At 63.3% G+C, this 26,599-nt stretch carries 23 protein-coding genes and 1 pseudogene; 14 read left to right on the forward strand and 10 right to left on the reverse strand.

Annotated features, from left to right (window positions below; all coding sequences use genetic code 11):
• Positions 1-58: 58 nt before the first annotated feature.
• Positions 59-1,156, forward strand: coding sequence for an AbrB family transcriptional regulator (locus IFT99_RS18875; RefSeq protein WP_192134260.1), 1,098 nt, complete (start codon positions 59-61; stop codon positions 1,154-1,156).
• Positions 1,157-1,275: 119 nt separating this feature from the next.
• Complete coding sequence (locus IFT99_RS18880) at positions 1,276-2,058, forward strand: exodeoxyribonuclease III (protein ID WP_192134262.1); 783 nt, start codon at positions 1,276-1,278, stop codon at positions 2,056-2,058.
• Between the two features lie 75 nt (positions 2,059-2,133).
• Here the strand turns inward: IFT99_RS18880 and IFT99_RS18885 are convergent, their stop codons facing one another.
• The 3 genes and pseudogenes from IFT99_RS18885 to IFT99_RS26920 all read right to left on the reverse strand — a co-directional run.
• A complete protein-coding gene (locus IFT99_RS18885) occupies positions 2,134-3,378 on the reverse strand; it encodes a D-mannose isomerase (RefSeq protein WP_192134264.1) in 1,245 nt (414 codons plus the stop codon).
• A 173-nt stretch (positions 3,379-3,551) separates the two neighbouring features.
• On the reverse strand, positions 3,552-4,415 hold the full coding sequence (locus IFT99_RS26915; RefSeq protein WP_410929565.1) for a methyl-accepting chemotaxis protein: 864 nt from the start codon (positions 4,413-4,415) through the stop codon (positions 3,552-3,554).
• Positions 4,410-5,228 (reverse strand): annotated as a pseudogene (locus tag IFT99_RS26920) (MCP four helix bundle domain-containing protein); the annotation flags it as partial. The pseudogene IFT99_RS26920 and the gene IFT99_RS26915, both read right to left, overlap by 6 nt.
• Before the next feature lie 140 nt (positions 5,229-5,368).
• Between IFT99_RS26920 and IFT99_RS18895 the strand changes: the two are divergent.
• From IFT99_RS18895 to IFT99_RS18905, 3 genes are all read left to right on the forward strand, one after another.
• The gene (locus tag IFT99_RS18895) at positions 5,369-5,857 is read left to right on the forward strand and encodes a GFA family protein (protein ID WP_192134268.1); all 489 of its coding nucleotides are present in this window, start codon (positions 5,369-5,371) and stop codon (positions 5,855-5,857) included.
• 166 nt (positions 5,858-6,023) lie between these two features.
• A complete protein-coding gene (locus tag IFT99_RS18900; protein ID WP_192134270.1) occupies positions 6,024-7,571 on the forward strand; it encodes an FAD-dependent oxidoreductase in 1,548 nt (515 codons plus the stop codon).
• A 46-nt stretch (positions 7,572-7,617) separates the two neighbouring features.
• Entirely contained in the window at positions 7,618-7,773 is a 156-nt protein-coding gene (locus IFT99_RS18905; RefSeq protein WP_167355798.1) for a hypothetical protein, read from the forward strand.
• A 10-nt stretch (positions 7,774-7,783) separates the two neighbouring features.
• Here IFT99_RS18905 and IFT99_RS18910 read toward each other — a convergent pair whose 3' ends face one another.
• Positions 7,784-8,881: an MBL fold metallo-hydrolase gene (locus tag IFT99_RS18910; protein WP_192134272.1), complete on the reverse strand. Its 1,098-nt coding sequence runs from the start codon at positions 8,879-8,881 to the stop codon at positions 7,784-7,786.
• A 267-nt stretch (positions 8,882-9,148) separates the two neighbouring features.
• On the opposite strand from IFT99_RS18910, the gene IFT99_RS18915 reads away from it, so the two are divergent.
• Entirely contained in the window at positions 9,149-9,790 is a 642-nt protein-coding gene (locus IFT99_RS18915; RefSeq protein ID WP_065989556.1) for a TetR/AcrR family transcriptional regulator, read from the forward strand.
• Here the strand turns inward: IFT99_RS18915 and IFT99_RS18920 are convergent.
• Positions 9,787-10,467 carry a DJ-1/PfpI family protein gene (locus tag IFT99_RS18920; protein WP_192134274.1) on the reverse strand — a complete coding sequence of 227 codons (681 nt, stop codon included), beginning with the start codon at positions 10,465-10,467 and terminating at the stop codon, positions 9,787-9,789. The genes IFT99_RS18915 and IFT99_RS18920 overlap by 4 nt on opposite strands.
• A 163-nt stretch (positions 10,468-10,630) precedes the next feature.
• On the opposite strand from IFT99_RS18920, the gene IFT99_RS18925 reads away from it, so the two are divergent.
• The 4 genes from IFT99_RS18925 to IFT99_RS18940 all read left to right on the forward strand — a co-directional run bounded on the left by IFT99_RS18925 (position 10,631) and on the right by IFT99_RS18940 (position 15,691).
• A complete protein-coding gene (locus IFT99_RS18925) occupies positions 10,631-11,677 on the forward strand; it encodes a GlxA family transcriptional regulator (protein WP_192134277.1) in 1,047 nt (348 codons plus the stop codon).
• Between the two features lie 341 nt (positions 11,678-12,018).
• A complete protein-coding gene (locus IFT99_RS18930) occupies positions 12,019-13,368 on the forward strand; it encodes a GntT/GntP/DsdX family permease (RefSeq protein WP_065989551.1) in 1,350 nt (449 codons plus the stop codon).
• The gene (locus IFT99_RS18935) at positions 13,369-14,229 is read left to right on the forward strand and encodes an SIS domain-containing protein (protein ID WP_192134279.1); all 861 of its coding nucleotides are present in this window, start codon (positions 13,369-13,371) and stop codon (positions 14,227-14,229) included. It begins immediately after the preceding gene.
• Between the two features lie 4 nt (positions 14,230-14,233).
• Positions 14,234-15,691: an N-acyl-D-amino-acid deacylase family protein gene (locus IFT99_RS18940; RefSeq protein ID WP_192134281.1), complete on the forward strand. Its 1,458-nt coding sequence runs from the start codon at positions 14,234-14,236 to the stop codon at positions 15,689-15,691.
• 281 nt (positions 15,692-15,972) lie between these two features.
• Here IFT99_RS18940 and fahA read toward each other — a convergent pair whose 3' ends face one another.
• Both fahA and hmgA read right to left on the reverse strand, forming a co-directional pair.
• Positions 15,973-17,271 (reverse strand): fumarylacetoacetase, encoded by a 1,299-nt coding sequence (gene fahA / locus IFT99_RS18945; protein WP_192134283.1) that lies wholly within the window; start codon positions 17,269-17,271, stop codon positions 15,973-15,975.
• Positions 17,268-18,584, reverse strand: a complete 1,317-nt coding sequence (gene hmgA, locus IFT99_RS18950) for a homogentisate 1,2-dioxygenase (RefSeq protein WP_192134285.1) — start codon at positions 18,582-18,584, stop codon at positions 17,268-17,270. Before hmgA ends, fahA begins: the two co-directional genes overlap by 4 nt.
• A gap of 108 nt (positions 18,585-18,692) precedes the next feature.
• Between hmgA and IFT99_RS18955 the strand changes: the two genes are divergently transcribed.
• The gene (locus IFT99_RS18955; RefSeq protein ID WP_192134287.1) at positions 18,693-19,487 is read left to right on the forward strand and encodes an IclR family transcriptional regulator; all 795 of its coding nucleotides are present in this window, start codon (positions 18,693-18,695) and stop codon (positions 19,485-19,487) included.
• A 185-nt stretch (positions 19,488-19,672) separates the two neighbouring features.
• On the opposite strand, the gene hppD is transcribed toward IFT99_RS18955, so the two are convergent.
• The 3 genes from hppD to glcC all read right to left on the reverse strand — a co-directional run bounded on the left by hppD (position 19,673) and on the right by glcC (position 22,423).
• A complete protein-coding gene (hppD, locus tag IFT99_RS18960) occupies positions 19,673-20,749 on the reverse strand; it encodes a 4-hydroxyphenylpyruvate dioxygenase (RefSeq protein ID WP_192134289.1) in 1,077 nt (358 codons plus the stop codon).
• A gap of 142 nt (positions 20,750-20,891) precedes the next feature.
• Positions 20,892-21,524, reverse strand: a complete 633-nt coding sequence (gene maiA / locus IFT99_RS18965) for a maleylacetoacetate isomerase (RefSeq protein WP_192134291.1) — start codon at positions 21,522-21,524, stop codon at positions 20,892-20,894.
• 125 nt (positions 21,525-21,649) lie between these two features.
• Entirely contained in the window at positions 21,650-22,423 is a 774-nt protein-coding gene (gene glcC / locus IFT99_RS18970) for a transcriptional regulator GlcC (protein WP_192134293.1), read from the reverse strand.
• 283 nt (positions 22,424-22,706) lie between these two features.
• Between glcC and glcD the strand changes: the two genes are divergently transcribed.
• From glcD to glcF, 3 genes are read left to right on the forward strand one after another with little or no spacing between them, the layout of a single operon-like run.
• Positions 22,707-24,206 carry a glycolate oxidase subunit GlcD gene (gene glcD, locus IFT99_RS18975; RefSeq protein ID WP_192134295.1) on the forward strand — a complete coding sequence of 500 codons (1,500 nt, stop codon included), beginning with the start codon at positions 22,707-22,709 and terminating at the stop codon, positions 24,204-24,206.
• Complete coding sequence (gene glcE, locus IFT99_RS18980) at positions 24,206-25,318, forward strand: glycolate oxidase subunit GlcE (RefSeq protein WP_192134297.1); 1,113 nt, start codon at positions 24,206-24,208, stop codon at positions 25,316-25,318. The genes glcD and glcE overlap by 1 nt, the downstream gene beginning before the upstream one ends.
• Positions 25,319-25,321: 3 nt before the next feature.
• On the forward strand, positions 25,322-26,545 hold the full coding sequence (gene glcF, locus IFT99_RS18985; RefSeq protein ID WP_192134299.1) for a glycolate oxidase subunit GlcF: 1,224 nt from the start codon (positions 25,322-25,324) through the stop codon (positions 26,543-26,545).
• The last annotated feature ends 54 nt before the right edge of the window (positions 26,546-26,599 follow it).

Consider the following 26,599-nt stretch of genomic DNA (forward strand, 5'->3'; position numbering starts at 1 on the left):
TGATCGATTGCGCTGTCGATACTGGGCGTCATTGGAAAACACCTACCAGGAATCACCAATGCTCTGGAGATCCGCGTTGCAACGCCCCGCCTCGTTCGCCCTCGCCCACCAGCACCCGCTGACCCAATGGTTGCTGCTCATCCTCATGGCCGGTAGCGCCGGCCAACTGTTCAAATACTTCCACGTCCCCGCCGCGCTGTTTCTTGGGCCCATGCTGGTGGCGATCGGCTTCGGCGTTGCCGGGGCCAGTGTTCGCCTCAACAAGCACGTGTTCCGCCTGGGTCAGGGCACCGTCGGCGTGCTGGTCGCCCACTCCATGACCGTTGGCGTTTTGCTGGCGGCGATGCAGTCGTGGCATGTGATGGTCTTCGCCACCTTGCTCACCGTCGCGTTGAGCGCGGTGGTCGGCATCGCCATGGCGCGCTGGGGCGGCATTCAGAGCAGCACCGCGGCGTGGGGGACTTCACCGGGGGCGGCGTCGGCGATGGTCGCGATGTCCGAGGATTACGGCGCCGACTCCCGGGTGGTCGCCACCATGCAATACGTGCGGGTGGTCTGCGTGGTCATGGTCGGCGCGCTGGTGAGCCGGCTGATCGGCGCCGATGCCGGCGGTTCGGACACCCATAGCACCGACGCGCTGCTGCACGGGATGAACCTGCTCAATCTGGGGCTGAGCCTGCTGGTGATCGGGGTCGGCGTGATGCTCGGCAGTCGGTTGCCGGCCGGGGCGTTACTGGTGCCCTTGCTGCTCGGCGGCGCGTTGCAATTGAGCGGCATGCTGCAGATCACCCTGCCCACCTGGGTGCTGGCGATTGCCTACGGCGCGATCGGCAGTTACATCGGCCTGCGCTTCGACCGCGTGACCATCAGCTATGTCTGGCGGCGGCTGCCCGCGATGATCGCCGGCGCGCTGGTGCTGATCCTGCTCTGCGCCCTGTCAGCCTGGGGCATCGCTGAAATCATGGGCAAGGACTTTCTCTCGGTGTACCTGGCGACCAGCCCCGGCGGCCTTGACGCCATGGCGATCATTGCCATCGACACCCATTCGGACGTCGGCTTCGTGCTGGCGATGCAGACGCTGCGGCTGTTCGCTGTGATTGTGACCGGCGCGTACATCGCCCGGCAGGTGATTCGCGTGTCGCACCGCTTTGCGTGAATCCGCTCGGCCGGGTTCGCGCCCATAGTCTCGCGCACACAGTCTCGCGCGCGCAGTCTGACGGAATCTTCATCGCTCCTGCGACCTCCAACCCTTCACACTCACTGGAGGCGGACGCCATGGCCACGCTGAAAATCGCCACGTTCAACATCAACGGCATCCGCGCGCGTTTGCCCATTCTGTTGCAATGGCTGGAAAAGGAAGCGCCCGACATCGTCTGTCTGCAGGAACTGAAGGCCGCCGACGCAGCCTTTCCCGCCGACGACATCCGCAATGCCGGCTACGGCGTGATCTGGCAGGGCGAGCCGTCGTGGAACGGCGTGGCGATTCTGTCCCGCGACAGTGAGCCGCTGGAGATTCGCCGGGGTTTGCCGGGCAATGAGAAGGACAAGCACAGCCGCTATCTGGAGGCGGCTGTTCAGGGCGTGATCGTCGGCTGCCTTTACCTGCCCAATGGCAACCCGCAGCCGGGGCCGAAGTTCGAGTACAAACTGGACTGGTTCGAGCATTTCATCACACACGCCGACTCGCTGTTCAACAGCGAGCATCCGGTGGTGCTGGCCGGGGACTACAACGTCATCCCCACCGACAACGACATCTACAACACCCGCTCATGGCTGAAGGATGCCTTGCTGCAACCGGAAAGCCGCGCCTGCTTCGAGCGCCTGTTGGACCAGGGCTGGACCGACGCCCTGCGCGCGAAATTTCCGGACGAGCGGATTTACACGTTCTGGGATTATTTCCGCAACCACTGGAAGACCAACTCCGGCCTGCGCATCGACCACCTGCTGTTGAGCAAGGATCTGGCGCCCAAACTTAAAAATGCGGGCGTGGATCGCTGGGTCAGGGACCTGCCCCACGCCAGTGACCATGCACCGACGTGGATTGAGTTGAAGGTTTGAGCGAGATGCACCGTTCCTCAAACAACACATCACCTGTAGGAGTGTTGGCCTTGAGACTGCGCAGGATCCAGCGGACTAGGCCCGGCTCGCCAAGGCCGTCGCCAGGCTTTGCTCCAGCGGCAACACCGGTAGCAGCGTCGCCTGATAGGCGTGGTACAGGTCCGGTTTGCCGGCCCAGATGTCGGCGCTGGGCTGGTTTTGCGGGTTGAGCTCGTGGCGCCAGCTGCCGTTTTCGTAATCGATGAACAGCGTCTCGCTGAATTCCCAGAACGTCCGGTACCAGTCTTCGTATGGCTGCTCGTGGGTCCGTTGCAGCAGTGCGGCTGCGGCGGCGGCCGCTTCGGCGTGGGTCCAGTGCAGGCGATGGCGGACCACCGGGCGGTTTTCCCAGTCGAGGGTGTAGACGATCCCCGGCGCGCCATCGACGTCCCAGCCATAACGGCAGGCGTTTTCGAATAATCCCCGCGCGTCTTCCAGCAGCCAGGCCGGCGCTTCCAGCCCGGCTTTGCGCCGCGCCGCTTCCAGGTGCAGCACCAGCCGGGCCCACTCGAAGGCATGGCCGGGCGTCGTGCCGTAAGGGCGAAAACCGTCGTCGGGCTTGTCGACGTTGTAGTCGAGCATCGGCTGCCACTGCAGGGTGAAATGCTCGATCACTTGATAATTGTTGCCGGCGGCGTGCTGATGGATGACCCGCTCGACGATGCTCAGCGCCCGTTCCAGCCAGCGCGCATCGCCAGTGACGTCGGCCAGAGCGAGAAACGCCTCGGTGCTGTGCATGTTGCTGTTGGCGCCGCGATAGGCTTCTTCGTTGCTCCAGTCGCGGTCGAAGGATTCACGCATCGCGCCTTCCTCCTCGCTCCAGAAGTGCCCGGTGATCACCTGAATCGCTTGCTCCAGGAGCGCCTGCGCGCCGGGGCGACGGGCAACCACTGCAGAGCTGGCGGCCAGGGCAACGAAGGCGTGCAGGTAAGCGTTCTTGCCGGTGTCGTCGCTGTGCTCCAGTGGCTTGGCGAACCAGCCACCGTGCTCAGCGTCGCGCAACGGCCCGGCCAGTGCGGCGATGCCGTGATCGACCAGCGCGGCGCAACCGGGAATACCGTTGATGTGGGCCATGGCGAAACTGTGGGTCATGCGGGCGGTGTTCATGGTTTCGGCCACGGCATCGGCGGTGAGCCGGCCGAAATCGTCCAGATTGCCGAAGCCTTGGGGCAGCTTCGAGGCCTTGGCAAACGCCAGCAGCCGATTGCCCTCCTGCATCAGCCAGGCCGTGTGACCCGGGGAGCGCAGCCAACTGCTGAAATCGCGATTCACGTCATCCATTGCCCTTCACCTATCTTGTCGGCAGGTTCGGCCCGCCAGGAATTATTAGTCGGGGCGAATCATGCAAGCCGAGGGCAGCGACAGGCAAGTGAATGAGGTGAAAGGCGCGGACTGTGGGACGTCTGTAGGACCGGCTTTAGCCGGGAAGCCTTTGAGGGCTTTGAACTCCGCAATCAAACCCGAAAGCGCGTCACCACCTGATTCAACTCCGCCGCCAGCCGGGACAGTTCATTGCTCGACGCGCTGATCTGGTTGGCACCGGACGACGATTGCATGGACAGGTCGCGGATGTTGACGATATTGCGGTCCACTTCCCGGGCGACCTGGGCCTGCTCTTCGGCAGCGCTGGCGATGACCAGGTTGCGCTCGGAAATTTCGTTGATCGAGGTGGTGATCCGGTTCAGCGACTCGCCGGCGCCCTGGGCCAGCCCCAGTGTTTCTGTGGCGCGGGTGCGGCTCACCGACATCGATTCCAGCGCTTCGGTGGAACCGCTGCGCATGGTGGTGACCATCTTGTCGATTTCCAGGGTCGACTGCTGGGTGCGGTGAGCCAGTGCGCGCACCTCATCGGCGACCACGGCAAACCCGCGTCCGGACTCGCCCGCCCGTGCGGCTTCGATGGCAGCGTTCAGCGCCAGCAGATTGGTCTGCTCGGCGATGGAACGGATCACGTCCAGCACCTTGCCGATGTCCTTGGACTGCTCGGCCAGCGTCTGCACCAGGTCCGAGGTGTGCTGGACGTTGCCGGACAGGGTCTGGATCGAATTGACCGTGTCAATGACCCGGCTCTGGCCGTCTCGGGCCGCAGTGTTCGATTCGCTCGAGGCCTGGGACGTCGACACCGCGTTGCGCGCGACTTCCTCGACCGCCGAGGTCATCTCGTTCACCGCCGTGGCGGCCTGTTCGATTTCGGCGTTCTGCTGGTGCAGGCCGCGATGGCTGTCTTCGGTCACCGAATTCAGCTCCGTGGCGGCCGACGCCAACTGGCTCGCCGAGTTGCCGATCAGGCTCAGGGTCGAGCGCAGGTTGGTCTGCATCTGCTGCAACGCGCTCTGCAATCGGGTGACTTCGTCATTGCCTTCGACGCGAATGTCGTGGGTCAGATCGCCCTTCGCCACGTATTCGGCGGCATCAACCGCTTGCTGCAACGGCCGCACGATGCTGCGGGTCAGCCACACCGCGAGCACCACGGTGGCCAGCGCCGCGATCAGCACGAACACCAGCACCACGTTGCGCGACTTGCCGTATTGCGCTTCGGCGGCCGCGCCTTCGAGCTCAACCTGATGGGAGTAGAAATCACCCAGATCGCCCAATTGCGCGCCGGAGTTGTCGACGGCAGTCTTCATGTCCACCAGCAGCAGCTTGTTCAGTGCCTTTAGCTCACCGCTTTCGGCAAGGGCGAATGACTGGGTCAAACCGCGCTGATACTCAACCAGGGTCGCGCGGAATTTGCCGTACAGCGCCTTCTCCTCCGGCGTGTCGATAAAGGCGTCGAGGCTGGTGAGTTTTTCATCAAGGATTTTCGAACGTGCGTCCATCTGGCCTTTATAAACGCTGACGTTTTTTGGATCGGCGTCGAGGGCGACCCGCAGCGAGATGGTGCGAATGCGCAGCATCGCTTCGCGGATATCGTTGACCAGACGCATGCTCGGCATCCAGTTGCTCTCGACCGCCACCTCGCTCTGTCGAATCGTCGACATCTGGCTCAGGGCGAACCAGCCGAGCAACGCGACCAACAGGGAAATCAGGGTAAACCCAAGGCCGGCGCGGCGGGCGATGGTCAGGTTGCGTAGGCTCATAGCGGGGGCTCGTTGTTGTAGGGGCGGGACGCAAAGTCGTCGTATGACCATGGCTTATCGACATTGCCGTAGGGTTCTTTAGCCGTCGTCCCACTAAGAATCCGAACGCCTGTTCGAGAAAACATCGAACCCTGCCAGCATGCGGGGTCTAGACCCTTGAGCCCCATACCCCATTTGAACCGAGGTGAATCATGCATCTGGAAGGTTCCTGCCACTGCGGCGCTGTCGCATTCAGCCTGACAAGCGCCCATCCCTATCCTTATCAGCGCTGCTACTGCTCGATCTGCCGCAAGACCCAAGGTGGCGGCGGTTACGCGATCAACCTGGGCGGCGACGCGAAAACCCTCACCGTCGAAGGCAAGGACAACATCGCCATCTACCACGCCAAAATGCGCGATGACGACGGTCACGAAACCCACATCAGCAGCGCCGAACGGCATTTCTGCAAGCGGTGCGGCAGCGGTCTGTGGTTGTTCAGCCCCGATTGGCCGGCGCTGATTCATCCCTTCGCATCGGCCATCGACACGACGTTGCCGACCCCGCCGGAGCACACCCACCTGCTGCTGAACTCCAAAGCGGCGTGGGTGGAAGTGGCCGCAGGGCCCCATGACCAGCAGTTCGAGGCCTACCCTGAAGAGTCGATTGCCGACTGGCATGAGCGGCTGAAGCTGACTCAATAATCTGCCGCGCTGGAATGAGCACAGGCGTCGGGCGTTCCTCTGGCAGTGGCTGCCGACGGAGCGCCCGCCCGACCGACCACTGGATAATTCCCTGAACCTCTCCCCCGCCGGCCCACTCCCAACTAAACGCTGATAAGCCCAATAATAAGCCCACGAGGAAGCGCACATGCCTTTGCATCGAGTCGCCACCCTGACCGAGCTTCATCGAGACCGCGGTCTCCAGGTCGAGTTTGGCGAAACCAAGGCGCTACTGGTTCTGCACGGCGAAGAAGTCCGCGCGTTTCAAGCCTTCTGCCCCCACGCCGGCGCCCCCCTGGCGGACGGCGCCATCTGCAACGGTCACCTGATCTGCCCCTGGCACAAAGCCGAATTTTCCATCGACGACGGCCACCTGTGCGAACCGCCCGCCCTGGACGCCCTTATCCGTTACCCCGTTCAACTCATCGAAGGCCAGGTGCACGTCGATGACCAGCCCATGGCCGTTCACACGCCGACACTGGCCGAGGACAGCCGCCGCTTCGTCATCATTGGCGCCGGGGCCGCGGGCACAGCGGCGGCCTGCGCGTTGAGGGAAAAAGGCTTCAATGGTCAATTACGGCTCATCGACAGAGAAGCCGCGCCCGGCTACGACCGCACGGCGCTCAGCAAATTTGTGCTGTCCGCCGAAATGAAAACCGATGAAATCCCTGCCCTGCGCGAGGAGGCGTTTTACCTGGATAACCGCATCGAGCGGGTGCACGGCGAGGTGATAAAGCTGGACGTCATCAACAAGCGCGTGACCTTGGCGGACGGGCGCCGCTTTGACTATGACGCGGCGCTGGTCACCACGGGCGCCGAGCCCTGCGCGCTGCCTGTGGAGGGCGCCGATCTGCCGCAGGTGCTGACGCTGCGCAGCCGCGATGACGCCAGCCGAATTCTCGCGGCGGTCCACTCCGGCAGCCACGCGTTGGTCGTGGGCGACAGTTTTATCGGGCTGGAAGCGGCGTCGGCGTTGCGCACACAGGGTGTGAACGTCACGATTCTGGCCCATCACGAAGTGCCGTTTGTCCGCCTCCTGGGCGAGCGCATCGGCAAGGCGCTGCGCGCGCTGCATGAGCAAAACGGCGTGTTGTTCCGCACCCACGTCGATGTCAGTCGCTTCGAAGGCGTTGAACGGGACGGCCAGCAGGTGCTGCAGACCGCCGTGCTCAGCAATGGTGAACGACTGCAGGTGGATCTGGCGTTGGTTGGCGTCGGTGTAAGTCCGGTCACGCATTTCATCGACGGTCTTCAGCTGGAGGAAGACGGCTCACTCCCCGTCGACGACGGCATGCGCGCAGGCAAGGATGTGTGGGCAGCAGGCGATATCGCCACCTTTCCACTCAACCTCCAGCCGCAGCGCATCGAGCACTGGCGGCTTGCCCAACAGCAGGCACGTATCGCGACGGGCAATATGCTCGGCGAAGACCGGCATTACACCGACGTGCCGTATTTCTGGACCTACCATTTTGAAAAGCGCCTGGATTATCTCGGCCACGCAGAGGACTGGGACGACATCGTCTACCTGGGCGAAGCGGAGCGGTTCGACTTCCTGGCGCTTTTCTGCAAGCAGAATGTGGTGGCGGCCGTGGTCAGCTGTGGGCGCGAACGGCCCATGGCGATGCTCGCCGAACGCATGAAACAACCGCTGTTCAAAGATGAAGCGCAGATGCTGATCAACCAGATCGGTGATTGAGCACGCACTTCAGCGTCATTCATTTATCCGCATACCGGAGGGCGCCATGCCTGATAAAGAGTCCAACCGCGAAGACCTCGACCACAAGCCTGAAAACGCAGGCAAGGTCGGCGAGGAACACAAACAAGCCAATCAAAGTGGTGAACAACAGCGACCACCGGAAACGGAGCATCCGGCAGACGCGACCGACGCCAAACCCTGAACCAGCGGCATCAGCCGCGGCTGGTGGCCTGCTGACGATCACTTTGCTGCTTTGCGCAGCGGCTGGTTGCAGGCTGCTCAGCGGTCTCCACCTTCAGCCACCACGCCTCGCCCCGACTTGGGTACTGCACGTAAAAAGGCTGGCCCATTTCCGGGGTGGTGATGGAGATGCTGCGGTCCCACGCCAGCGCGAGAATCCGGTCGAACGGCTCGTGCCAGGCGTGCATCGCCAGGTCGAAGGTGCCGTTGTGAATCGGCAAAAGCCACTTGCCGAGCAGGTCGATGTGCGCCTGCAGCGTTTCTTCGGGCTGCATGTGCACGTCTGGCCAGTCTTCGTTGTAGGCGCCGGTTTCCATCAGCGTCAGGTCGAACGGGCCGTACTGCTCGCCAATCAACTTGAAGCCGTCGTGATAACCGGTGTCGCCGCTGAAGAAGATCCGCTGCTCGCCGTCGAGCATCACCCACGACGCCCAGAGCGTCTGATTGCCGTCCCGCAACGTACGCCCTGAAAAGTGCTGCGCCGGCGTTGCCACAAAGCGAATGCCATGAATATCGGTCGACTGCCACCAGTTCAACTGCTGAACCTTGGCCGCCGGCACACCCCACTCGATCAGCGTGTCCCCTACCCCCAGCGGCGTGATGAAATGCTCGGCCTTGTCCTTGAGCACCTGGATGGTCATGTGATCGAGGTGGTCGTAATGGTTGTGGGACAGGATCACTGCTTTCAGGGGTGGCAGGTCTGCAAGGCTGATCGGCGGCTGATGGAAGCGCCGCGGACCGGCCCACTGCACCGGCGAGGCACGGTCAGCGAAGACGGGGTCGGTGAGGAAGTATTCACCGCGCAGTTTCAGCAGCACGGTGGAATGGCCGAGCCGATAGACCGTGTTGTCGGGCGCCGCCAACAGTTGCTGGCGCGACAGCGGCTGAACCGGTATCTCGCCGGCCGGGCGGGTGTGGTGGGGCTTGTTGAACAGGGCGTTCCAGAAGATGCGCAGGGTCTTGACGAAGCCTGAGCGCGCCATCGGCTTGTGATTGAAATAGCGGCCTTCACGCCGAGTCAGGACGGGCAGCGCAGGATGTGAATCAAGGTGTTTGTCGATCGAGGCCATGAGGGTGCTGACTCCATGAAACGGGTGAAGGTGGTGCTGTGCGAGCTGCAAGCTGCAAGCTGCAAGCTGCAAGAGCATGACGTACGCCTTGCGCTTTGGCTTCGGCCGTGGCTTTAGCTTGAAGCTTAAAACTTGAAGCTTCCGGCCGCTTCTACACTACACAGTGTAGTTTCAAGCTTGCACGATGGGCAAAGAGAAGTAAACTGCCCGGTGTAATTTTCTTGCCGGGTGACTTCGTTGCCCGGCTCACCTCACAGAAGCGAATCCATGACTGCCCCACTGCGACTGACCGACCGTAAACGCGAAGCCATTGTTCAAGCGGCGATAGCCGAATTTCGCGACAACGGTTTCGAGGTCACCAGCATGGACCGCATCGCCGCCCGGGCGGAGGTCTCCAAGCGCACGGTCTACAACCACTTCCCCAGCAAGGAAGAGCTGTTTTCCGAAATGCTCCATCGTCTGTGGTCCTCCGCCGCGACGCAGACCGATGCGGTGTACAAACCCGGCGTGCCCCTGCGCGATCAACTGCGCGAATTGCTCGACGCGAAAATGAAAACCCTCGGCGACAGCAATTTCATCGACCTGGCCCGCGTGGCCATCGGCGCGACCATCCACTCCCCCGATCGCGCGCAGGTCTGGGTCAGCCGACTCAATCAGCGCGAAGAAACCTTCACCGTCTGGGTGCGCGGCGCCCAGCAGGACGGCCGCCTCAAGGCCGTCGAGCCGGTGTTCGCCGCGTCGCAGATCCATGCGTTGCTCAAGGCCTTCGCCTTCTGGCCGCAAGTCACCCTCAACGAACCCCTGCTCGCGCCGGACAAGCAACGCGAAGTGGTGGAGTCGGCCCTCGACCTGTTCCTGTGCTGGTATGAAATCCCGCTCGACAAATCTCGGTCCACTACTGCCCGTTAGTCCATGGCCGCCGTGACGCGCTCGACGATCTGCCGACGGGCCAGCAAACCCTGCATGGCGCGATCAATGGCGACGCCGACGATATTCGCCGGGGCCGTGTCCGGTCGCCCCGAATCGTAAGGCGGCGCCGGTGCGTACTCCAGTTGCAGCTGAATGGTCCGGGCGGTATCCGGATCGAACACCTCGCTGATCAGCGTCAACGCAAAATCGATCCCCGCCGTCACGCCGCCGCCGGTCATCAGGTTGCCGTCGCGCACCACGCGCTCGTGTACCGGAATCGCGCCGAATTGCTCCAGCAGTGAATGGGACGCCCAGTGGGTGGTGGCGCGGCGGCCTTTCAACAGCCCGGCCGCGCCGAGCACTAACGCGCCGGTGCAGATCGAGGTCACGTACTGAGCCGTCGCGGCCTGATGCCGGATGAACGCCAGGGTTTGCGCATCTTCCATCAATGCATCGACGCCTACCCCGCCCGGCACACAGATCACGTCGAGGTCGATGCAGTCGGCGAAGGTCGCGGTCGGGACAAGGGTGAGGCCGGTGCTGGACTGCAGCGGCTCGAGATCTTTCCAGACCAGGTGCACGACCACGCCGGGCATGGTGGCGAAAACATCGTAGGGACCGGTCAGGTCCAGTTGCTGGACTTTGGGGAATACCAGCAGGCCGATATGCAGGGTCATGGCGTGTTCCTTATCGTTTAAACGTGGGTCATCTGAATGCGTGAGCCGAGCAGCCGGTTGCACCTGAAGGCCAGCGGCTGGACGAAAGCACTGTAGAGGGCTAGCCTCTGGCGGATACGCCATAAAGCCAACAATTCACGCCAATCTTCACAGTGAGCGCGCCATGCCCCATCAGCCCAGGCCGGTTCATGTTCTGGCCTTTCCCAACGTTCAGTTACTCGACGTCACCGGACCGCTGCAGGTGTTCGCCTCGGCCAACGTCATGGCGCAGGAAGCCGGCCTGAAAAAAATCCCTTACCGGCCCGAGGTTATCGCTCGCGACCCCGGCAGCGTGATCTCCTCCGCCGGGCTCGGACTGCTCACTCACCCGCTGCCGTCCACGCCTTCGGACACGCTGATCATCGCCGGTGGCGGCGCGGTGCACACGGCGCTGCTGGACCCGGTTCTGGTGGACTGGGTGCGAACGCAATCCGCCAGTGCCCGGCGCGTGGCGTCAGTGTGTACCGGCGCATTTTTGCTCGCCGCGGCCGGCGTGCTGGACGGTCATCGGGTGGTCACTCACTGGGACAGTTGCGACGAACTGGCGCGGTGCTTCCCGCATCTGCGCGTCGACCCGGACCCGATCTTCATCAACGAGGACAAACTGTGGACGTCGGCCGGGGTGACGGCAGGCATCGATCTGGCGCTGGCGATGGTCGAGGCGGACCTGGGCCGCGACATCGCACTGGCCGTCGCGCGGGATCTGGTGGTGTTTCTCAAGCGCCCGGGCGGGCAATCGCAATTCAGCACGGCGCTGTCGATGCAGCACCAGACCCGCGATCAGGGCAGCCGGTTTGGCGACCTGCACGCCTGGATTCTCGACAACCTGGCCAGCGACCTGTCCGTCGGCACGCTGGCGGCTCAGGTCGGCATGAGCGAGCGCAGCTTCGTCCGCCACTACCGCGCCCACACCGGCAACACGCCAGCGCGGGCCATCGAGCAGTTGCGCGTCGAAGCGGCCCGGCGTCTGTTGGGGGACAGCGCGCTGCCAATCAAGCGCATCGCCGACCGCTGCGGTTTCGGCACGGAAGAGACATTGCGCCGCAGCTTCATGCGCGCGGTATCGGTGACGCCCCAGGCGTATCGAGAGCGTTTCAGCGCGGCATGGCTTGGCCGCTACAAGCTGCCACTAATGGGTTGCAGCGACCGGGAAATCCGGGGCGCGCCTTGAGACCTGTGGGAGTGAGCTTGCGTGACTGAGATGCGTTACAAGGCAAGGCTCAAGGAGAAATTAATTTTCACGAATTGATATTTTTATACTGTTTCGTGTAATTTAATTTTCATCACGAAATCAGAGATAACAATAATGACTGCCTGTGATCGTCCCGCCCCTGCTCTTCTTTCGCCGCTGATGGCGCTTGCAACACCCACTGCCGAGATCGTTTTCACCGCCTGGCTGCGCACCGGTTAACGCCACTGCGCGGGGGAGTCCTGCCCTGTTTCAGCTCGACAGTCTCAGCCCCGCCGCCGCCCAAGCCCTGACCTCCTCATCCTCAGCAAGGAATCCGTTGCATGCCTCCGTCAACCGGCCTGTCTCTGTTGGTCTACGCCGCCGTCGCGATCATTGCCTTGATCGTGCTTATCGCGCGGTTTCGTCTCAATCCGTTTATCGTCATCACCCTGGTGTCCGTCGGCCTCGCCCTGGTCGCCGGGATGCCGGCCAATGCCGTCGTTGCGTCCTATGAGGGCGGCGTAGGCAAGACGCTGGGGCACATCGCGCTGGTTGTGGCGCTGGGCACCATGCTCGGCAAGATGATGGCCGAATCCGGCGGCGCCGAGCAGGTGGCGCGCACCTTGATCGACCGCTTTGGCGAGCGCAACGCGCACTGGGCGATGGTCTGCATCGCCTTTCTCGTGGGGCTGCCGCTGTTTTTCGAAGTCGGTTTCGTGCTGTTGGTGCCCATCGCTTTCACCGTCGCACGTCGGGTCGGCGTGTCGATTCTGATGGTCGGGCTGCCCATGGTCGCCGGCCTCTCGGTGGTCCACGCCCTGGTACCGCCGCACCCGGCCGCGATGCTGGCGGTGCAGGCCTATCAGGCGTCGGTCGGCCAGACCCTGTTCTACGCCATCCTCATCGGCATCCCCACCGCGATCATTGCCGGCCCGATCTACGCGCGCTTCATCGTGCCGCACATTCACTTGCCCGATGAAAACCCGCTGGCCAAACAATTTCTCGACCGCGAACCCCGCGCCCAACTGCCAAGCTTTGGCATCACCATGGCGACCATTCTGCTGCCGGTCGTACTGATGCTGCTGGGTGGCTGGGCCAACCTGATTGCCACGCCGGGCAGCGGCTTCAACAGCTTCCTGCTGTTCATCGGCAACTCGGTGATCGCGCTGCTGCTGGCCACGTTACTAAGCTTCTGGACCTTGGGGATTGCCCAGGGCTTCTCCCGGGATTCGATCCTGAAATTCACCCAGGAGTGCCTGGCACCAACGGCCAGCATTACGTTGCTGGTGGGCGCCGGCGGCGGTCTGAACCGGATTCTGGTCGACAGTGGCGTGACCAACGAGATTGTCGGTCTGGCGCAGGACTGGCATCTGTCGCCGCTGTTGATGGGCTGGCTGTTCGCCGCACTGATGCGCGTCGCCACCGGCTCGGCCACCGTGGCGATGACCACCGCGTCCGGCATCGTCGCCCCCGTCGCGCTGGGTCTGGGCTATCCCCATCCGGAGTTGCTGGTGCTGGCAACCGGCGCGGGCTCGGTGATTTTTTCCCACGTCAACGACGGCGGGTTCTGGCTGATCAAGGAGTATTTCAACATGACCGTGGCACAGACTTTCAAAACCTGGACGGTGCTGGAAACGCTGATATCGGTGATTGCTTTCGTCCTGACCCTCGGGCTGGCGCAGGTGATCTGAGTGGACATTCTTTACCAGATCCGCGCCCGTCAGGACTCTTTCAGCGCCGGGGAAGGCCGCATCGCCAGGCTGGTGCTCAGCGACGTGGCCTTTGCCGCCAGCGCCAGCCTCGACGACCTCGCCGCCCGTGCCGAGGTCAGCAGCGCCACGCTGTCACGCTTCGCCCGTACGGTGGGCTGCAAGGACCTGCGCGACCTGCGCCTGCAACTGGCCCAGGCCAGCGCCGTGGGCAACCGCTTCCTCACCCCGGAGCAGGCGCCGGAACAGTCGGCGTTTTTCACCCAGATCGTCGGCGACATCGAGTCCACCCTGCGCCAGCATCTGGCCGGTTTCGATGAGTCGCGCTTCCAGGCGGCGGTGGCTCTGCTGACGCCAGCGCGGATGATTCACAGCTTCGGCATGGGCGGCGCGTCCAGCCTGTGCAGCGAAGAACTGCAGACCCGTCTGGTGCGCCTCGGCTACCCGATTGCCGCCAGCCGCGACCCGGTGATGATGCGCCTGATCGCCGCAACCCTTGGCCCCGAGCACTGCGTCATTGTCTGCTCACTGAGCGGGCGCCCCCCTGAACTGCTCGACGCAGTGGATCTGGCCCGTAGTTACGGCGCGAAGATTCTCGCCATCACCCTGCCCGGCTCCCCGCTGGCGGAACGGGCGGATGTCTTGCTGCCGCTGCAGATCGCCGAAACCCATTTCATCTACAAACCCACCGCCGCGCGCTACGGCATGCTGCTGACCATCGACGTGCTGGCCACCGAACTGGCGCTGACGGCGCCCGACGCCAACCGCGAACGGCTGCGACGGATCAAACTCGCGCTGGATGACTACCGCGGCGGCGACGACGGCCTGCCCCTTGGAGACTGACCCCATGCTTTACGACCTGATCATTCGCGACGCGCTGGTGATCGACGGCAGCGATACCCCCGGTTACCGAGCCGATGTGGCCATCCGCGACGGCCGCATCCAGCGCATCGGTGACCTCCGCGACGTCTCCGCCCGCGAAGAAATAAACGCCGCCGGCCGCGTGCTGGCGCCGGGTTTCATCGACGTGCACACCCACGACGACACCGTGGTGATTCGCCAGCCGGCGATGCTGCCGAAGATCACCCAGGGCGTGACCACGGTAATCGTCGGCAACTGCGGCATCAGCGCCTCGCCGGTAACGCTCGCGGGCGATCCGCCGGACCCGATGAACCTGCTGGGGCCCGCCGCCGCGTTCGTTTATCCGCGCTTCATCGACTACCGCAACGCGGTGGACGCGGCGCGGCCGGCGGTCAATGTGGCGGCGCTGATCGGCCATACCGCCCTGCGCAGCAATCACATGGACGATCTTTTTCGAACGGCGCGCGCTGATGAAATCAGCGCCATGCGCTGGCAATTGCGCGACAGCCTGGCGGACGGTGCGCTGGGCCTGTCCACCGGTCTGGCCTACGCCTCGGCTTACTCGGCCGAGACCGACGAAGTCAAGCAGCTGGCCGAGGAGCTCACGGCGTTCGGCGCGGTGTACACGACTCATCTGCGCAGTGAGTTCGAGCCGGTGCTGGAGGCCATGGACGAGGCGTTCGCGATCGGCCGTCACGCCCGATCACCGGTGGTTATTTCCCATATGAAATGCGCGGGCGCCGGCAACTGGGGCCGCAGCCCGCAGCTGCTGGCGTCCCTGGAAAACGCCGCGCTGAGCCACCCGGTGGGCTGCGATTGCTATCCCTATGCGGCCAGCTCTTCAACGCTGGATTTAAAGCAGGTCACGGATGCGTTCCCGATCACCATCACCTGGTCGACGCCGCACCCGGACCAGGGCGGCCGCGAGCTGAAGGACATCGCCGCCGACTGGGGCCTGTCGCTGGTGGAGGCCGCACGAAAACTGCAACCCGCTGGCGCCGTGTATTACGGCATGGACGAGAACGACGTGCAGCGGATCATGAAGCACCCGCTGTCGATGATCGGTTCGGACGGTCTGCCGGAAGACCCCTTCCCACACCCGCGCCTGTGGGGTGCGTTTCCCCGGGTGCTTGGACATTTCAGTCGGGATCTGGGGCTGTTCCCGCTGCACACCGCCGTGCACAAGATGACCGGACTGACCGCCACACGCTTCGGGCTGCATGATCGCGGGTTCGTGCGCGAAGGGTATTGCGCGGATCTGGTGCTGTTCAACGCCGAAACCGTGCGCGATGTGGCAGATTTCAAAGAACCCAAGCGCGCTGCCGAGGGGATTGATGCGGTGTGGGTGAACGGGCATTTGAGCTACGCCGAAGGCAAACCGCAGGGGGAACGGCAAGGGAGGTTCTTGCCGCGCAGTGGGTCGTTGGTGGGTGGCTTTGGTTGATTCTGTAGGACTGGCTTTAGCCGGGAAGACGTCGGGCGCCACACCGCAAATCTGAGCTGCACACACTGGCCTCTTCCCGGCTGAAGCCGGTCCTACTAACATCCCATGCGCTCAGAGAAATGGGCGGTGACCTCGACCGTAGGACTGGCTTTAGCCGGGAAGACGCCCATGGAGACGCCATCAATTACGGGGTGTCACGTATGACGCTTTCCCGGCTGAAGCCGGTCCCACTAAAAGTGCGTGGCCCTACTCAGAGCATGCGCTGTGCCAGTGGACTGGCTTTAGCCCACCACCACCCCACGGCATTCGCCAAACCCGATACTCACTTCACCGTCCTTGCGGCAGCGCGCTTTGAGGATCACCTCATCGCCCGCTTGCAGGAAGGTCCGCGTCTCGCCGTTGGACAATTCGACGGCGCGTTTTCCGCCTTCGGTCATTTCCAGCAAGCTGCCGAGCTGACCGGGTTGCGGGCCTGACAAGGTGCCGGTGCCGAAAAGATCGCCCGCTTGCAGCTTGCAGCCGTTGACGCTGTGGTGGGCCACCATCTGCGCGACGGTCCAGTACATGTTCAGCGTGTTGCTCAGGGCCAACCGTTGCGGCGCGACGCCCTGCTCTTTCATCCGCGCGGTAAGCAGCAGCACTTCCAGCTCGATGTCCAGCGCGCCCCCGGCCTGATCCTGCTCGTCGAACAGATAAGCCATCGGCTGCGGGTCACCCTCGGGACGCGTCGGTTGGGCCGCACGAAACGGCGCCAGCGCCTCGGCCGTGACCACCCACGGCGAAATGCTCGTGGCAAAACTCTTCGACAGAAACGGCCCCAGCGGCTGGTATTCCCAGGCCTGCAGGTCCCGGGCCGACCAGTCGTTCAGCAAGCAGAAACCGGCGATGTGCTCACCCGCCTTGCCGATGGGGACAGGCTCGCCGGCCTCGTTGCCCTGCCCGATCCACACGCCCACTTCCAGTTCGTAATCCAGGCGCTTGCTCGGCCCGAAGTCCGGTGTCTCGGCGCCCGGTTTCAAGGTCTGCCCGCTGGGGCGCCTGATCGGCATCCCGGACACACCCAGCGTCGACGCCCGGCCGTGATAAGCGATCGGCACGTATTTGTAGTTCGGCAACAGCGGATTGTCCGGGCGGAACAGCTTGCCGACGTTCATCGCGTGATGAATGCCGACGTAAAAATCGGTGTAGTCGCCGACCTGCGCAGGCATGTGCATCTGGCAGTCCGCCATTGGCACCAGCAGGCGATCCCCCATGGCCTGCAAGCGTTCACGCTGCAGTGTTTTTTCGTCGAGCAAGTGCAGCAATTCGTTGCGCAGGGCCTGGCGCGACGAACCACCCAAGGCGAAAAAGTCGTTCAACTGCCCGCGACAGGCGGCTTCGACGGCCACCCGCGCGGCGCCATTGAACAGGCTGGCCTCAAGGGCCGTCTGCAGGTCCAGAACGAAATCGCCGATGGCCACGCCGCCGCGCTTGCCGAAACCGGGGCGGCTGAACACGCCCAAGGGCAGGTTTTGCAGGGGGAAATCAGGATGGTCGTTGGCGCTGGTCACCCAGCTGCGCGGATGCTGTGGAGTGCTCATCGTTGGCTGTCCGTGTCAAAAGGCTTGAACGTTCTGGCGATGCCATCCCAGCAGGCATCGTAGTCGCTTTGCAGCTGTGGGCATTCCAGCGCGTGATAGCTGGGGCGCAGAACTTTGCCGGTCTCGAACATGAAGGCCATGGTCTGCTCGATCTTGTGCGGCGTCAGCTCGGCGGCGATGGCCTTCTCGGCGCTGGCATTGTCCGGGCCGTGGGCGCTCATGCAGTTGTGCAGCGACGCGCCGCCGGGCATGAAACCTGCGGCCTTGGCGTCGTAGGCACCGTCGATCAGGCCCATGAATTCGTTCATCAGGTTGCGGTGGAACCACGGTGGCCGGAAGGTGTTTTCCGCCACCATCCAGCGCGGCGGGAAAATCACAAAATCGACGTTGGCCTGACCGTCGACAACGCCCGGCGAGGTCAGCACGGTGAAGATCGACGGGTCGGGATGGTCGTAACTCACGGTGCCCAAGGTGTTGAACAGGCGCAGATCGTATTTATACGGGACGTTGTTGCCATGCCACGCGACGACATCGAAGGGGGAATGACCCAGCGTGGTGGCCCACAGTTCGCCGAGAAATTTCTGCACCAGCACGGTGGGCTGTGCGCTGTCTTCAAAATGCGCGTGGGGGATCTGGAAATCCCGGGGATTGGCCAGGCCGTTGCTGCCGATCGGCCCGAGGTCCGGCAGGCGCAGGGGGCAGCCGTGGTTCTCGCAGAGATAGCCCCGCGCTGTGCCGTCGAGCAACTCGACGCTGAATTTCAAACCACGGGGCAGCACGACGATTTCCTGGGGTTCAATGTCGAGCAGGCCCAACTCGGTGGTGATGCGCAATCGGCCCTGTTGGGGGACGATCAGCCACTCGCCGTCGGCGCTGAAGAACGCGCGCTGCATGGAGCGGTTGGCGGTGTAGACGTAGACGCTTACGCCCTCGGCCTGTTCGGTAGACGAGGTGCTGGCCAGGGCATGCAGGCCGTCGATGAAATCGGTGGGTTCGGCGGGGACGTCGAACGCATTCCAGCGCAGGCGATTGGGTGTGACCGGGCCTTGCTGCTGACCGGGGATCTGCCGCTCAAGGCGCTGAAAACGAGGGTGCGCGGCGGAGGGTTGAATGCGATAGAGCCAGGAGCGTCGGGCTTCGGCGCGGGGGACGGTGAACGCGGTCCCGGAGAATTGCTCGGCGTAGAGGCCCAGCGGATGACGCTGCGGCGAGTTCTGCCCGTGGGGCAAACCGCCCGGCATCGCCTCGCTGCTGAATTGATTGCCGAATCCGCACTGGTAGCGCAGGGACTCGGACCGGGGTGCTGTCGACATGACGACCTCTTATTGTTTTTATCGTAAGCGTGTTACGCATAACGTAATTTGAGTTTGCAGAAGGGTCAAGCTATAAAGCAGCCTTTCCAGACCGGGGGCCTCCCTTCCATGACCGACGATTCCACCCCCGCCACCGCGCCGCGCCAGCAGAAAGTCCAGTCGGCTGAGGTCGGCGTCGGCATCCTCAAGGCGCTGGCCGAACTGGTGCCTGCCACGTCACTGTCGAAACTCGCCGAATACGTCGGCATGCCGGCCAGCAAGGTGCATCGCTACCTGCAAGCGCTGGTGGACAGCGGTTTTGCCGAACAGGACCCGGCCAGCAACCATTACCGGCTGGGGCGCTCCGCCTTGCAGGTCGGGCTGGCGGCACTGAGCCAACTGGATGTGCTGAAAACCTCTGCCCCGGCCCTGATCGCCCTGCGCGACGAACTCAACGAAACCTGCTTTCTGGCCGTGTGGGGCAACAAAGGCCCGACGGTGGTGTACGTCGAGCAGTCGCTGGGGGCGGTCACCCTGGTCACGCAGATCGGTTCGGTGCTGCCGCTGCTCGGTTCGTCCACCGGGCTGGTGTTCGACACCTTTCTGTCGCCGACCGAAACCGCCGCGTTGAGAGAGGCGGAATCAGTCTCGTTGAATGCAGCGCAGTTGAAGGAGATCGATCGGCACGTCCACGAAATCCGCAGCACCGGGGTGCATCAGATTCACGGGATGTTGATGGCCGGCGTCAACGCGGTGTCGTCGCCGGTGTTTGCCATGGGCAACAAGCTGGTGGGTGTGGTGACGGTGGTGGGTTCGGCGTCGGTGTTTACCGATCAGCGCCAGGCGACGGCCGCGCAGAAACTGCTGCAAACGGCACAGGCCATCAGCGCGCGGATGGGTGGGGAAATGCCGCGGCTGGAGTGATTGGTCAGGATCACAAAGGGCAGGAGCGCGTTCCCACTGAGGGACCGCGTTCCTCGTGTAGGACCGGCTTTAGCCGGGAAGACGTCGGCGGTTACGCCACAAAATTGATGGTGTTCAAACCGGCCTCTTCCCGGCTGCAGCCGGTCCTACAGACATATCGCGTGCACCAAATCGGGCTGCGTACTTCAATCCACCGCCAACACTCTCCTGCGCACTTGATCCCGTTCGATCGACTCAAACAGCGCCTTGAAATTGCCCTCGCCGAAGCCATCGTCGCCCTTGCGCTGGATGAATTCGAAGAACACCGGCCCCATCAGGGTTTCCGAGAAGATTTGCAGCAGCAGACGCTGACTGCCGCCTTCGGAGTTGCCGTCCAGCAGAATCCCCCGCGCTTTCAGCTCATGCTCGGGCTCGCCGTGGTTGGGCAGACGGCCTTCGAGCATTTCGTAGTAGGTGTCCGGCGGCGGGGTCATGAAGCGCATGCCCAGCGCCTTGAGCCGGTCCCAGGTGTCGATCAGGTTTTCGGTGAAGAACGCGACGTGCTGAATCCCTTCGCCGTTGAACTTCATCAAAAACTCTTCGATCTGCCCGGCGCCCTTTGAGGATTCCTCGTTCAGCGGGATGCGGATCATGCCGTCCGGCGCGGTCATCGCTTTCGAGGTCAGGCCGGTGTACTCGCCCTTGATGTCGAAATAGCGCAGCTCGCGGAAGTTGAACAGCTTCTCGTAGAAGTTCGCCCAATAGGCCATCCGCCCGCGATAGACGTTGTGGGTCAGGTGATCGATGAATTGCAGACCGGCGCCCTTGGGGTGACGGTCGACGCCCTCGAGGTACACGAAGTCGATGTCGTAGATCGAGGTGCCTTCACCGAAACGGTCGATCAGGTACAACGGCGCGCCGCCAATGCCCTTGATTGCCGGCAGGCGAAGCTCCATCGGCCCGGTGCCGATTTCCACAGGCTGGGCGCCGAGTTCCAGCGCGCGCTTGTAGGCCAGTTGCGAATCCTTGACCCGGAAGGCCATGCCGCACACGGAAGGACCGTGCTCCGCAGCGAAGTAGGACGCTTCGCTGTTCGGCTCGTTGTTAAGGATGATGTTGATCGCGCCCTGACGGTAGAGCGACACGTTCTTGGAGCGGTGATGGGCGACTTTGGTGAAGCCCATGATCTGGAACACCGGCTCCAGCACGTTCGGGGTGGGCGAGGCGAATTCGATGAATTCAAAGCCCATCAGGCCCATCGGGTTTTCGTAGAGATCAGTCACGGTCTTGCTCCTGCTAAATAGTGAGAGGCACAGCGGCTCGAATCACGATTCAGCGGGTGGCGCGCAGGAAATCCCCCGCACGCTGCGGGCGAGAAAGTCGCCGAAGATGAGTTGCAGACCGAAGCTTTTCATGGGGGAAAGATTACTCCGGCGTGTCCGATTGCGCATCGGGATGGGCGGTCTGAAACGCGGGATGCTGCAAGGCCAGCGCTTCGACCCGGCAAATTCGCGGGAACGGGATCATGTCCACGTTGAAGCGCCTTGCCGCATACACCTGGGGCAACAGGTACACATCGGCCAGGCCAACCGCGCCAAAGCAAAACTCAGTGTCGCCAATCAGTGCCTCCACCGCAGCGAAACCTTCGCCGATCCAGTGGCCGATCCACGCCGTCACGTCGCCTTCGTCGTGGCCCATGCCGCGCAGGCGATTGAGCACCGCCACATTGTGCAACGGGTGGATGTCGCAGCCGATCAGGGCGGCGACCTGCCGATGGCGCGCGCGGTCGAGCAGCGCGTCGGGGAGCAATGCAGGTTCAGGGGATAATTCTTCGAGGTATTCGATGATCGCCATGGACTGGATGATCACCTCGCCGTCGTCCAGCCTCAAAGAGGGAACGCGGCCTTGGGGGTTGATAGCCAGGTAATCGGGCATGTGGTGTTCGCCGCCGTCGCGGATCAGGTTGACCGGCAGTGGGTTGAACGCGAGACCTTTCAGCGCCAGGGCAATGCGCACCCGGTAGCTCGAGGTCGATCGGTAGTAGGTGAAAAGATCCACGGGAATGGCCTGTTATTGTTGTTTTGGTTTTCACTACGGCGTAAGCGACTTACGCAATGCGTAAGCTGCGGCAATACGGGATGGGTGTCAAGCCAAGGTCCACACCCGTAAACCTCCCGCGTGGCTCAGGCCCAGCCCTCCAGTCGCAGGGTGGCGCGCACCAGCCGTTGCTCCTCGCTTTCGATCTCCCGCAGGTTGTCGCAGATGTTCTGGATATGCGCCACGGCCGCTTTGCGCGCCTGCTCAGGCAACCGCCCGGTCACGGCGTTATAAAGCCGAGCGTGATGGCGATCGATCTGCCGCTTCTGGGCGTCACGGTGATAGAGGTTGTTGACCGAGGCGAACACCGTGTTCAGCAGCAGATCCGTCAACGAACGCAGGGTCTGCACCAGCACCGGGTTGTGGGACGCTTCGCAGATGGCCAGGTGAAACGCATGATCGAGCCGCGCGTGTTCGGACGCGGGCAAGGGGTGATCGTGGCCGGCGACCAGTGCGTCGTAGGCGCGGGTGATCAGCACAAAATCCGCGTCAGTGCCGCGCAACGCCGCGAGCCGCGCAGACTCCCCTTCCAGCAGGCTGCGCACCTCGAACAGGTCATACAGCGTGCGCGGCTGGGAGGCGAACAAGTGCATCAGCGGCGAATTGGCGGTCAGCCCGAGCCCGCCCATTTGCGCGACGAACGAGCCCTTGCCCTGGCGGGTTTCGATGATGCCCCTGGCGCGCAGCAGCTGCAGGCCCTCGCGCAGGGCGGTGCGCGACACACCGAGCTTTTCGGTCAGCCGCCGTTCGGAAGGCAACAGCTGACCGACTTTGAGCACTCCATCGACAATCAGCCGCTCAATGCGCTCGCTGACCACATCGGCGACCTGCTGCGGGCGTTGGGCTTGAGTGGTTTGCATGGTTCGGACTTCCTTGAGTGCTTTAAAAGACTAGGCCAGAAGCACTGAGCACTGGTATGACCACGGGCAACCCTAAAAATGACGAATACCGCGCGCCAAGCTATCTCACTGATAAAAAAGGCAATTAGCCGGAAATTTCATCACCTCTCTTCAATAAACTGGTTCGACCACCGCTCCACCCGGTAGACACTAAGCCCCGCTGAGCCAATGATGCAAGCCAGCCATTCACGTTCCGTCACGGAACGGGCCTCCAATAAAAACAAGACAGGGTTGCTAACCCATCATGAATATCCTGTACGACGAACGCGTCGACGGCGTCCTGCCGGTCATCGACAAACAACAGCTGCTGCACGCGCTGCAATCCCGCCTGCCTGATCTGGACATCCTCCACCGCGAGGAAGAACTGCGCCCCTACGAATGCGACGGCCTCTCCGCGTACCGCACGACGCCGATGCTGGTGGTGCTGCCCCAGCGCATCGAGCAGGTGCAGACGCTGCTGAAGGTCTGCCACGAGCGCGGCGTGCCGGTGGTGGCGCGCGGTGCCGGAACCGGACTGTCCGGCGGCGCCCTGCCCCTGGAAAAAGGCGTGCTGCTGGTGATGGCGCGCTTCAATAAAATCCTGCACATCGACCCCGCCGGGCGCTATGCCCGCGTGCAGCCCGGCGTGCGCAATCTGGCCATCTCCCAGGCCGCCGCGCCCTACGACCTCTATTACGCGCCTGATCCCTCTTCGCAAATTGCCTGCTCCATCGGCGGCAACGTCGCGGAAAACGCCGGCGGCGTGCATTGCCTGAAATACGGCCTGACCGTGCACAACCTGCTCAAGGTCGACATCCTCACGGTCGAGGGCGAGCACATGGTGTTGGGCTCTGACGCGCTGGATTCACCGGGCTTCGACTTGCTGGCGCTGTTCACCGGTTCCGAAGGCATGCTCGGCGTGATCACCGAGGTCACCGTCAAACTGCTGCCCAAACCCCAAGTGGCGCGGGTGCTGCTGGCCGCCTTCGACTCGGTGGAAAAAGCCGGGCGCGCGGTGGGTGACATCATCGCCGAAGGAATCATCCCCGGCGGCCTGGAAATGATGGACAACCTCGCTATTCGCGCCGCTGAAGACTTCATCCACGCCGGCTACCCGGTCGACGCCGAAGCCATCCTGCTGTGCGAACTCGATGGCGTGGAAGCTGACGTTCACGCCGATTGCGACCGGGTTCGCGCCGTGCTGGAAAACGCCGGCGCCACCGAGATCCGCCAGGCAAAGGACGAAGCCGAACGTGTGCGTTTCTGGGCCGGGCGCAAGAACGCTTTCCCGGCAGTCGGTCGGCTGTCGCCGGATTACTACTGCATGGACGGCACCATCCCGCGTCGGGAATTGCCCGGCGTGTTGAAGGGGATTTCCGCACTGTCGGAAGAATACGGCCTGCGAGTCGCCAACGTTTTCCACGCCGGCGACGGCAACATGCACCCGTTGATCCTCTTCGACGCCAACCAACCCGGTGAACTGGACCGCGCAGAGGCATTGGGCGGAAAGATTCTGGAGCTGTGCGTGAAAGTCGGCGGCAGCATCACCGGCGAGCACGGCGTGGGCCGCGAGAAGATCAATCAGATGTGCGCGCAATTCAACAGTGACGAGCTGACGTTGTTTCACGCGGTAAAAGCCGCGTTCGATCCGGCCGGCACCCTCAACCCCGGCAAGAACATCCCCACCCTGCACCGCTGCGCCGAATTCGGTGCCATGCACGTGCACATGGGCAAGCTGCCCTTCCCTGAACTGGAGCGTTTCTGATGGATGCCCAACGTCAGCCAGCCTTCGTGGCCCAGGAGCGCGATGCGAGCGACGCACTGCTGGAACAGGTCAATCAGGCGATTCAGTCCGCCCTGCCGCTGCGCATTCAAGGCGCCAACAGCAAGGTATTCCTGGGTCGTGAGGTGGCCGGTGACGTGCTCGATACGCGCATCCACAGTGGCATCGTCACCTACGACCCAACCGAACTGGTGATCACCGCCCGCGCCGGGACGCCGTTGTCGGTGCTGAATGCCGCGCTGGAAGACGCCGGTCAGATGCTGCCCTGCGAGCCACCGAGCTATAGCCGTGGCGATGCAGACGCTAGCGGCGCAGGCGACGGGACCGTGGGCGGGATGGTTGCAGCGGGTTTATCCGGGCCGCGCCGGCCGTGGTCAGGCTCGGTGCGGGATTTCGTTTTGGGCACGCGGGTGATCACAGGTCTCGGCAAGCATTTGCGCTTCGGCGGCGAGGTGATGAAAAACGTCGCCGGCTACGACCTGTCGCGCCTGATGGCCGGCAGTTTCGGTTGCCTGGGCCTGATCACCGAAGTCTCATTGAAAGTCCTGCCCAAGCCGCGACTGTGCACCAGCATTGCGCTGGAAATGGACAGCGCCACCGCCCTCGCCCGCCTGGCGCAATGGGGTCAGGAACCCTTGCCGATCAGCGCCGCCAGCCATGACGGCCGCGTGCTGCGCTTGCGTCTTGAAGGCGGCGAAGGTTCGGTCGCGGCGGCCCATGAACGCCTGGGCGGCGAATCCATCGACCCGGCTTATTGGCGCGCGCTCAACGAACACCGCCTGGAGTTCTTCACCGATGGGCGGCCGCTGTGGCGCCTGTCATTGCCCGTCAGCACGGCGGCGCTGGACCTGCCGGGGGATCAATTGATCGACTGGGCCGGTGCGCAACGCTGGTTGAAATCCGACGCCAGCGGCAGCGAGATTCGGCGGATCGCCAGCGCTGCAGGTGGTCATGCCACCTGCTTCAGCCACGGCGTCGACGACAGCCCTTTTCAGCCGTTGGCCACGCCATTGCTGCGCTACCACCGCCAGCTCAAGGCGCAACTTGATCCGCACGGAGTTTTCAATCCGGGCCGAATGTACGCGGAGATCTGAACCATGCAGACGACCCTGAGCGACCACGCCAAGAGCCTGCCCCGTGGCGAGGAAGCGGAAAGCATTTTGCGCAGCTGCGTGCACTGCGGTTTCTGCAACGCCACCTGCCCGACCTATCAGTTGCTCGGCGACGAACTGGATGGACCGCGCGGGCGCATTTACCTGATCAAGCAAGTGCTGGAAGGCCGCGAAGTCACCGAGAAAACCCAGTTGCACCTGGATCGTTGCCTGTCCTGCCGCAACTGTGAAACCACCTGCCCCTCCGGCGTCGATTACCACAACCTGCTGGACATCGGCCGGGAAGTGGTCGACGCCGCCGTGCCGCGCCCCCTCGGCCAGCGCCTGCTGCGGGACAGCCTGCGGGCCGTGGTGCCCAATGCCGGTCTGTTCAAATCCCTGACACAGTTGGGCAATTCCTTCAGGCCCCTGCTGCCCGGCGCATTGAAGACCAAGCTGCCGGGCAACATCCGCCCCGCCAAGGCCCGGCCAACACGGCAGCACGCGCGGCAGATGCTCATCCTCGAAGGCTGCGTGCAACCCGGCTTGTCGCCCAACACCAACGCCGCCACCGCAAGGGTGCTCGACCGACTGGGCATCAGCGTCACATCCATTGCCCAGGCCGGTTGCTGCGGCGCCGTGGATTACCACTTGAATGCGCAGGAACAAGGGTTGCAGCGCGCACGTCGGAACATCGACGCGTGGTGGCCAAGCATTCAGGCCGGTGCCGAGGCCATCGTGCAGACCGCCAGCGGTTGCGGCGCCTTCGTCAAGGATTACGGCCACCTGCTGCGCAATGACCCGGCTTACGCGCAAAAAGCGGCGGCCATCAGCGAACGCACCTTGGACCTGGTTGAAGTGCTGCGCGCCGAACCCCTTGAACAGCTCGGCGCTTGCACGCGCCAGACCCTGGCCTTCCATTGCCCGTGTACGCTGCAGCACGCGCAGAAACTCGGCGGCGCCGTTGAGTCGGTGTTGACCCGATTGGGCTTCAACCTCACACCGGTGCCCGACAGTCACTTATGCTGCGGCTCGGCCGGCACCTATTCGGTGACTCAGCCAGTGCTCGCGAAACAGCTGCGTGACAACAAAATGAACGCGCTGGAAAGCGGCAACCCGGACGTGATCGCGACGGCCAACATTGGCTGTCAGACGCACTTGGCCAGCGCCAACCGCACGCCGGTCAAACACTGGATCGAACTCATCGAGGACGCCTTGCCTCCAAGTTGATTGCAGGCGCCCTGGCTCCGTATCAGACGCACACTCATGACACCCTTTGCCTTC

It is taken from the genome of Pseudomonas sp. CFBP 8772 (assembly GCF_014841665.1).
GTDB classification, from domain to species: Bacteria; Pseudomonadota; Gammaproteobacteria; order Pseudomonadales; family Pseudomonadaceae; genus Aquipseudomonas; species Aquipseudomonas graminis_B.

Bases quoted from the DNA above. Each gene is read 5' to 3' on its own strand.
- glcE (WP_192134297.1), top strand. From the start codon at position 24,206: ATGGATGCCCAACGTCAGCCAGCCTTCGTGGCCCAGGAGCGCGATGCG.
- IFT99_RS18925 (WP_192134277.1), top strand. From the start codon at position 10,631: ATGCCCCATCAGCCCAGGCCGGTTCATGTTCTGGCCTTTCCCAACGTT.
- IFT99_RS18895 (WP_192134268.1), top strand. From the start codon at position 5,369: ATGCATCTGGAAGGTTCCTGCCACTGCGGCGCTGTCGCATTCAGCCTG.
- IFT99_RS18940 (WP_192134281.1), top strand. From the start codon at position 14,234: ATGCTTTACGACCTGATCATTCGCGACGCGCTGGTGATCGACGGCAGC.
- IFT99_RS18880 (WP_192134262.1), top strand. From the start codon at position 1,276: ATGGCCACGCTGAAAATCGCCACGTTCAACATCAACGGCATCCGCGCG.
- IFT99_RS26915 (WP_410929565.1), bottom strand. From the start codon at position 4,415: ATGCAGACCAACCTGCGCTCGACCCTGAGCCTGATCGGCAACTCGGCG.
- IFT99_RS18915 (WP_065989556.1), top strand. From the start codon at position 9,149: ATGACTGCCCCACTGCGACTGACCGACCGTAAACGCGAAGCCATTGTT.
- IFT99_RS18910 (WP_192134272.1), bottom strand. From the start codon at position 8,881: ATGGCCTCGATCGACAAACACCTTGATTCACATCCTGCGCTGCCCGTC.
- hmgA (WP_192134285.1), bottom strand. From the start codon at position 18,584: ATGTCGACAGCACCCCGGTCCGAGTCCCTGCGCTACCAGTGCGGATTC.
- IFT99_RS18875 (WP_192134260.1), top strand. From the start codon at position 59: ATGCTCTGGAGATCCGCGTTGCAACGCCCCGCCTCGTTCGCCCTCGCC.
- glcD (WP_192134295.1), top strand. From the start codon at position 22,707: ATGAATATCCTGTACGACGAACGCGTCGACGGCGTCCTGCCGGTCATC.
- glcC (WP_192134293.1), bottom strand. From the start codon at position 22,423: ATGCAAACCACTCAAGCCCAACGCCCGCAGCAGGTCGCCGATGTGGTC.
- IFT99_RS18920 (WP_192134274.1), bottom strand. From the start codon at position 10,467: ATGACCCTGCATATCGGCCTGCTGGTATTCCCCAAAGTCCAGCAACTG.
- glcF (WP_192134299.1), top strand. From the start codon at position 25,322: ATGCAGACGACCCTGAGCGACCACGCCAAGAGCCTGCCCCGTGGCGAG.
- IFT99_RS18905 (WP_167355798.1), top strand. From the start codon at position 7,618: ATGCCTGATAAAGAGTCCAACCGCGAAGACCTCGACCACAAGCCTGAA.
- IFT99_RS18930 (WP_065989551.1), top strand. From the start codon at position 12,019: ATGCCTCCGTCAACCGGCCTGTCTCTGTTGGTCTACGCCGCCGTCGCG.
- IFT99_RS18885 (WP_192134264.1), bottom strand. From the start codon at position 3,378: ATGGATGACGTGAATCGCGATTTCAGCAGTTGGCTGCGCTCCCCGGGT.
- fahA (WP_192134283.1), bottom strand. From the start codon at position 17,271: ATGAGCACTCCACAGCATCCGCGCAGCTGGGTGACCAGCGCCAACGAC.
- IFT99_RS18900 (WP_192134270.1), top strand. From the start codon at position 6,024: ATGCCTTTGCATCGAGTCGCCACCCTGACCGAGCTTCATCGAGACCGC.
- IFT99_RS18955 (WP_192134287.1), top strand. From the start codon at position 18,693: ATGACCGACGATTCCACCCCCGCCACCGCGCCGCGCCAGCAGAAAGTC.